The 6,193-nt window shown below is 70.8% G+C and carries 6 protein-coding genes and 1 pseudogene; 2 read left to right on the forward strand and 5 right to left on the reverse strand.

All coding sequences use genetic code 11. From position 1 onward, the window contains the following. Window positions 1-770, reverse strand: a pseudogene (locus ACFCY7_RS37465) (hypothetical protein); the annotation flags it as partial. A 208-nt stretch (window positions 771-978) separates the two neighbouring features. Here ACFCY7_RS37465 and ACFCY7_RS37470 point away from each other — a divergent pair. Beyond that, window positions 979-1,200: a hypothetical protein gene (locus ACFCY7_RS37470; protein ID WP_376490555.1), complete on the forward strand. Its 222-nt coding sequence runs from the start codon at window positions 979-981 to the stop codon at window positions 1,198-1,200. Window positions 1,201-1,439: 239 nt separating this feature from the next. On the opposite strand, the gene ACFCY7_RS37475 is transcribed toward ACFCY7_RS37470, so the two are convergent. The 3 genes from ACFCY7_RS37475 to ACFCY7_RS37485 all read right to left on the reverse strand — a co-directional run bounded on the left by ACFCY7_RS37475 (window position 1,440) and on the right by ACFCY7_RS37485 (window position 2,781). Continuing rightward, complete coding sequence (locus ACFCY7_RS37475; protein WP_376490556.1) at window positions 1,440-1,637, reverse strand: DUF6207 family protein; 198 nt, start codon at window positions 1,635-1,637, stop codon at window positions 1,440-1,442. Then, a complete protein-coding gene (locus ACFCY7_RS37480; RefSeq protein ID WP_376490557.1) occupies window positions 1,624-1,815 on the reverse strand; it encodes a hypothetical protein in 192 nt (63 codons plus the stop codon). Before ACFCY7_RS37480 ends, ACFCY7_RS37475 begins: the two co-directional genes overlap by 14 nt. 507 nt (window positions 1,816-2,322) lie before the next feature. Beyond that, window positions 2,323-2,781 carry a multiprotein-bridging factor 1 family protein gene (locus tag ACFCY7_RS37485; RefSeq protein WP_376490558.1) on the reverse strand — a complete coding sequence of 153 codons (459 nt, stop codon included), beginning with the start codon at window positions 2,779-2,781 and terminating at the stop codon, window positions 2,323-2,325. Window positions 2,782-2,987: 206 nt separating this feature from the next. Between ACFCY7_RS37485 and ACFCY7_RS37490 the strand changes: the two genes are divergently transcribed. Beyond that, window positions 2,988-4,175 (forward strand): hypothetical protein, encoded by a 1,188-nt coding sequence (locus ACFCY7_RS37490; protein WP_376490559.1) that lies wholly within the window; start codon window positions 2,988-2,990, stop codon window positions 4,173-4,175. A 113-nt stretch (window positions 4,176-4,288) separates the two neighbouring features. On the opposite strand, the gene ACFCY7_RS37495 is transcribed toward ACFCY7_RS37490, so the two are convergent. Further along, window positions 4,289-5,656 (reverse strand): serine/threonine-protein kinase, encoded by a 1,368-nt coding sequence (locus tag ACFCY7_RS37495; protein WP_376490560.1) that lies wholly within the window; start codon window positions 5,654-5,656, stop codon window positions 4,289-4,291. Window positions 5,657-6,193: the final 537 nt, after the last annotated feature.

The following is a 6,193-nucleotide window of genomic DNA, read 5'->3' on the forward strand; positions in this document are numbered from 1 at the left end:
ATCGCCAGGTACCAGGTGCCTGGCGAGAGCTGGACAACGGGCTCCGAGCCGCCGTCCTCCGGCAGCAGGGGGCGGGGTTCCGGTACCGCGAACCAGAAGGGCGGCGGCGGAGGGTCGTAGTCCGTGTTGGTGGGGGCCGGGGGCTCAGCTGCTACGGGCGTCTTCCACGCACCATGGAAGGCAGCGGTATCCACTTGCAAGGGCACGATGCCGGCGGAGCGTTGCACGGCCGAGTTCACGATCCGGGCCGCTTCCTCGCGTGCCGCCGCACGAATGGCATCCGCCTCCGCCAGGGCATCCCTACGGACCCTGTCCGCTTCTTCATGCACCGCTTTACGGATGTTCTCGGCTTCGCTCACGGCTTGTTCGAGCGTTTCCCTGGCCGTGTTCTTCAGGCGCTTCCAGGGGGCCTGAACCTGCCGCTGGAGGAGCTTGACCGCTGCCCACCTGTCGCGCCAGTGGTCCATGAGCTGCCGGTCAGCAACGTGCCCGACCGGTGTCCCCGGCGGCGGGAAGGGTGGGTTGCTCACGACTCGGACGAACTCCAGCAGCGCCTCACGCGAGGGAAGTCTCTTGCCGGACAGCACCTCGTTCACGCCGGCCTTGGTGAGCTTGGGCCGAACCGAGGCGCCGACGATCTGGGAGTAGGACGGGGCGCCGAAGTGGATGTGCATTTTGTTCAGGTCGAAGACGAAGACCTGGAGCGCCTCCTCATACTCGGCGACGGCCTCGACGTCCCGCGGATCCGCCCCGCTCTCGACCTGCGTCACTGCCTCTCCCCCGTCCCCCGTCATGGCGTGGCATCCAACGGTAGGGGAGGCTCTGCCTGAACGTCCGCGAAACAGGCTGAACGTTCCTGAACGGCCGTGCCGTTCGACAGGAGCTGGTTTCATACATGCTCCGAGCTGCGGTGTTCGAGCGTTTCCGGGGTCATCCGGATCACTGGGAGTTCGGGTGCAAGGGCGGTTCGCTGATGGCATGACTCCTTCCGAAGCGACCACCGACGCCTCCCTGAAGCTCACCTCCGCAGCCTCCCTGACGCCTCAGCAGGCCGAGACCGTGATGTCCTTCTTCGTGCACGACGTCGCCGGCAACATCGCCGCCGCCATCCTTGTGGCCATGGCCGTCGGCGCCTGGCGCTGGGGCGTGAAGCGGTGGAGGAACCACACCTCCGGGTCGACACCCACCCCTCCGGAGTAGGCGCTGAAGCCCCAAAGGCACCGACACTGGCGGGGCGATCCGGGGAGCTGTTGGACCGCCGCGCAAGCCGGCACCGACGCCGCCAGCTCCGTCAGTACCACCGCGGACAGCAGGGGCGGGGCGCCCGTGGTTCCACGGGCGTCTGACAGGACGGGCCGAGGGCGTGCACATGTAGCGGGTGTTCATAGCCGATGGCGCGTCGGGCGCCCGGGCGCGCCATCGACACCGGAGTCCCCGTATCAGCGCCGCACGTCGGCGTAGAGCCGGGCGGTCACACCCGGATCTCCTGGTACCCGGCGGACGCGCAGAGCGCCCGAGGTGGCCCAGTGCCGGTCGAGCTGCTCGGCTGCGGCGTGGACGGTCGCCTCGTCGGCGGCTGTGATGTCCAGGACGACGAGGCCGGGCTCGGACAGGTGGATCGGGTCAATCGGTTCCATGCCCACCAGAACGGCCCGTGGGGGCGGTGGGCTCGGGCGCGGTGGTTGGATCACCGGGGCGGGTCATGCGCCGGGCGGCTTTGACCCGGTGGTAGGCCCACGTGGCGGTGGCAGCGCAGGCGGCGGCGGTGATGCCGCCCAGGAAGTTGGCCAGGGCGTCGTGCAGGAAGTTGTACATGGGCAGCCGGCGCGCAAGGAGCCGGACCCGCGCCGCACTCCTTGTACGTGGGTTCTCCGGCGATCGGCACCCGCCCCCGGCTCGCAGGCGTGTCGGACCATCCGGCGCAAGCCGGGAGTGCCTCCTCACGCCAGGACGGCGAACCGGCGCGAAGTGATCCACATCCTGGTGTCTGGCCCGGCGGGATGCGCCCTGTTCCCCGCTTCGCCCCCCCCTTTCGGGTGAAGCTCGGAGCAAGCATGTGAAGTTCAGCCTCAAGGGCGGCGTGAATGCTCCGGGGGTCCCTTCGCCGCTCACCGAGCCCGACGACATGGTCATCGTCACGTCCCCCTGTCATTCGCATGAGCCTGTGAAAGTGCCCGAAGCCGCGTCCGGTCCCTACCACTGCCTCGTGTGCGGTCAAGCCTTCGCCGTCTGATTCGAGGCTGCCGAGCAACATCCACCGCGCCCGTGTGCCCCACGCGGTGATCGCGTGGGGCACACGCGTAGCACATCAACCAAGCGTCGTCAGTTCACCAGCAGCCTGCGCACGCGCAGGAATTCATCGAGCACGCGCACTGGCGACGTGGGGCACATCGACAGAGAGGGCGGACGATCGCCCGACTCCGCCCGCTGGATCGTGGACACGGAGCACCTGATCAGCTTGGCAAGCTGTTCTCTGGTCAGGCCCCGCTGGCGCCGCCCTTGTCTCAGGCCCCCACTCGCCAGCCCCCGGCGACGCACAAGGCAGTTCCACCGGCACCAGGCTCCAGCCCTCACCGGCCCTGCAGGGAGCAGAAGCATCAGACAACACAGGCGCAGGGCGTGCCGAGGAGCACACTCCCTGGCCAGCAGGCCACCCCGGGGAGGAGGCAAGAGGTCATCACGAACAGGAGCTGACAAGAGCCTGCGGCTCTCCCCCACCCGCCCGGCATACAGAAATCGCATACACCATGCAAAGCTCCGAGCCTTATACGGAAACCGCATCACCCATCCAAGCCACCACCACGACACCCCATGAGTACGGGGAGCTGCCGCTGACGCAGTGAACCCGCGCCGCAGGGACGATGCCCTCACAACGGGGAGCAGCAGCCGGCTCCGTCGTCCCACAGCAGATACCGGCAGGCCCGACCCATCAGCGCGAGAAACAGCCCTTGGTATGCCCGGTGGTAAGCAAACGACAGGCGCGGTCAGTGCACTGGTCGGTGCGCTACCACCCCGAGCACGGCCGGACCGTCCTGCTGATGAAGGACGACGACACCTCCTCCCTGCACAGCACCTGGGACGGCAAGCAGCTGCTGTTCCGGGCCGGCGGCTACTGGTTCGACGGCGCCGCCTGGTACCGGCCCGGGCAGGTCTGGGACCCGGTCGAGCAGGACTACGAGCAGCGCAAGGCGCGCGCCGCGGTCACGGTCAGCGCCGCCGACATGCTCGACCGGCGCGCCGACCCGGCCCGGGCCTGCGTGCTCACCATCTCGCAGATCGACGCCGAGGCGCCGACCCCGGCGGTGGAGAACTGGGGCGACCATCTGGCGCTGTGGGCCGCCCGCCGTGCCGAGCGCGACGGCGCGCTGCCGCCGGAGAGGTGCGTGGTCGACGTCGCCACCCCCGAGCTGACCGGCGCCCAGCTGATCGGGGTGCCGGAGATGGCGGAGCTCGGCGGCATCACCGCCTCCACCCTGCGGGCCTACATCTCGCGCGGCAACAGCGAGGTGCCCCAGCCGCAGGCCCTGGTCGGCGGCCGCGACCAGTGGGCCCGGGCCGTGGCCGACGATTGGGTCGAGGCACGCCAGCGTTCCCACGAGGGCGTCCGGGCCGTCATGTCGGCCGGTGACCGCGACCAGCTGTCCCGCGGGGCGGTGGAGGTCCGCGCCCACTTCGCCGCCGACTTCCACGGCACCCTGTGGGGCCGGCCGGACGTACGCAAGCGGTGGGTGCTGCGCGCCCGCAACGAGGACTCCGTCCGCGAGATCGCCGACGCGCTGGCCTGGAACGTCGCCAGCAGCCTGGACTGCGTCCTGCCCACCCGCCTGCTGGGCCCCACCATCGAGGGCGCGGTGCTGCACGACTTCGCCGAGACCATCGACCTGGACCGCCAGGTGCAGGCCCGGCCGCAGAAGCCGGCGCAGGAGGAGGACTGGCTGCACCTGTGGGTCTCACGGCCGGTCGCGGAAATGCTCGCCTGGTTCATCCGCCACCACCCCGAGTCCGCCCACCACTGCCTCGGCGAGATCACCCGCGAGGCCCACACCCGCTGGGAGATCCCGGCGAAGGACACCCTCGCCACGCTGCGCCGGTACGCGGTCGTGGAGGGCCAGCTGGGCAAGGAGGACGCGGAGGCCTTCTTCGCCCTGCTCACCCCGCCGGAGAAGAACGACTGACCGGCCGGTCCCGACGGGCGGGGCCCGGAGCCAGTGAAAGTGGCTCCGGGCCCCTGCCCGCGACTGTAGCCGGGGAGCGGCCCGGGTCCGGACAGCCGTCCCGACTCAGATCACTAACTCGAGGCAACGCTGCCCACCTCCTCGCACGCGGTGACGACATCGACGTACGCGGAGTCCCGCACGGTGTCGCCGGTCCTTTCCTCGAAGGTGCGCGCGTAGCCGTCGAGGGCGGTAGTCACGCCGGGGTTCTTGGTCCTGGCGGACGCGTCGCGGAGCCGCTTCGCCAGCCGGTGCGCCCCGCTTGTCACGGCCGGATCGCCGAGGCGGAGGCCTTCGGCGTACGAGGGGTTTGCCTCCTGGAACGCGCCGATGGCCCGGAAGGCGTCGTCGCAGGCGGCTCGGGGGTCGTCGGTGCTCCCGAAGGGCCAGACCGACCAGGCCGTCCACACCATCGCCGCGCCGCACAGCAGGAGCGCGAGGCCTCCGACGGCCCGCCGACGCGGCGCGGAAGAGCGGCGCGGCGGCCCGGTGGGCGCGGTCGCCGGGAGACTGGGGCGAGGCGCGGTGACGGTGAGCACGTCTGGCAGACCCGGCCCGCCGGGCGCGTCCGGTATGCCTGGCGCCTCCGGCATGCTGGGTGCGTCCGGCGCTTCCCGCGCGTCCGGGGCAGCCAGCGCCGCCAGCGCCTCCGGGACGGTCAGGCGGCGGTCCGGGTCCTTCTCCAGCAGACCCGCGAGGAGCGGTGCGAGCCGTCCGGCCCGGGTGGGCGGCGGGGCCTCCTCGAAGAGGACGGCGGAGAGGCAGCCGGTGGGGGTGCCGCGCCGGAACGGCGAGATTCCCTCGACCGCCTGATAGAGCGTCGTCCCGGCCGAGAACAGGTCGCTCGCCGCGAGTCCGTCGGTGCCCCGCGCCCGCTCGGGTGCCATGTACTCCATAGAGCCGATGACCGTCCCCGCGGCCGTCAGGGCGGTGTCGTTGTGGTGGACCGCGATACCGAAGTCGGCGAGGAGGACCTCGCCGGTCCCGGCGAGCATGACGTTGGCCGGCTTCACGTCGCGGTGCACGGTTCCCGCCTCGTGCGCCGCCCCGAGCGCCCCGAGCAGCTTCGCCGCGAGCCCTGCGGTCTCCTCCACCGACAGCGGTCCGTGGGCGTCGAGCCGCTCCTGCAGGGAGCAGCCGTCGATCAGCTGCATGACGACCCAGGGGAGCCGGTTCTCGACGACGACATCGTGGACCCCAACGATGTTCGGATGGTCGCGCAGCCGGGCGGCGTTGCGGGCCTCGCGGGTCGCGCGGGCCAGCCGTTGGGCCCGCTCGTCCTCGGACATCATCGGGAACAGCCACAACTCCTTGACCGCGACGTCGATGCACAGGGTCTCGTCATAGGCCTTCCACACCCGCCCGAACCCTCCGGACCCAAGCTCGGAGACCAGCCGATAGCGGCCTCCGATCACTTGCCCCGGTCGCGCCCCCTGCGTCACGGCCGCCCCCCGGACCTCGTCGCTGTCCTGCCCGCGTTCAGCCTAGTGACCTGAGTCGGAGATGTTCTGGTAGTTCTCGCGAGTGGCTTGATGTGCCAGAGGCCGGACTCCAGCAGGCCGGGCCGGATCTGTCGGCCGCGCGGCATCCGGTATCGCCCATCTGACGAAGAACTTCCGACCTGCGGCGGCGCCTTCGGCCCCTCGCCGATCTCAAGCCCCGCTCCGCCGGGCAGCGGGCCGGCCAGCATCTCCAGGGCCAGGCCGTGGGCGCGGGGAGCAGCGCGCTCGCCGTCCTCGCCACCGAGAAGGAGACGGACCATCCCCGCACGTGCGGGGAGCAGCGCGTCATGCCCTCCCACGGGGAGAGCCGGAAGGACCCATCCCCGCGCAAGCGGGGAGCAGCCGCGGCCGGACGGGGTGGGGTCCACCCCGTTGGACCCATCCCCGCGCGAGCGGGGAGCAGTCTTCCTGAGCTGCAGTTTTATCCCATGCCCAAGCCCAGTCGAACTACTTTCACCGAAACCGACAAAACACCCG

Origin of the sequence: Streptomyces sp. NPDC056361 (genome assembly GCF_042262805.1) — a bacterium.
Taxonomy (GTDB): Bacteria; Actinomycetota; Actinomycetes; order Streptomycetales; family Streptomycetaceae; genus Streptomyces.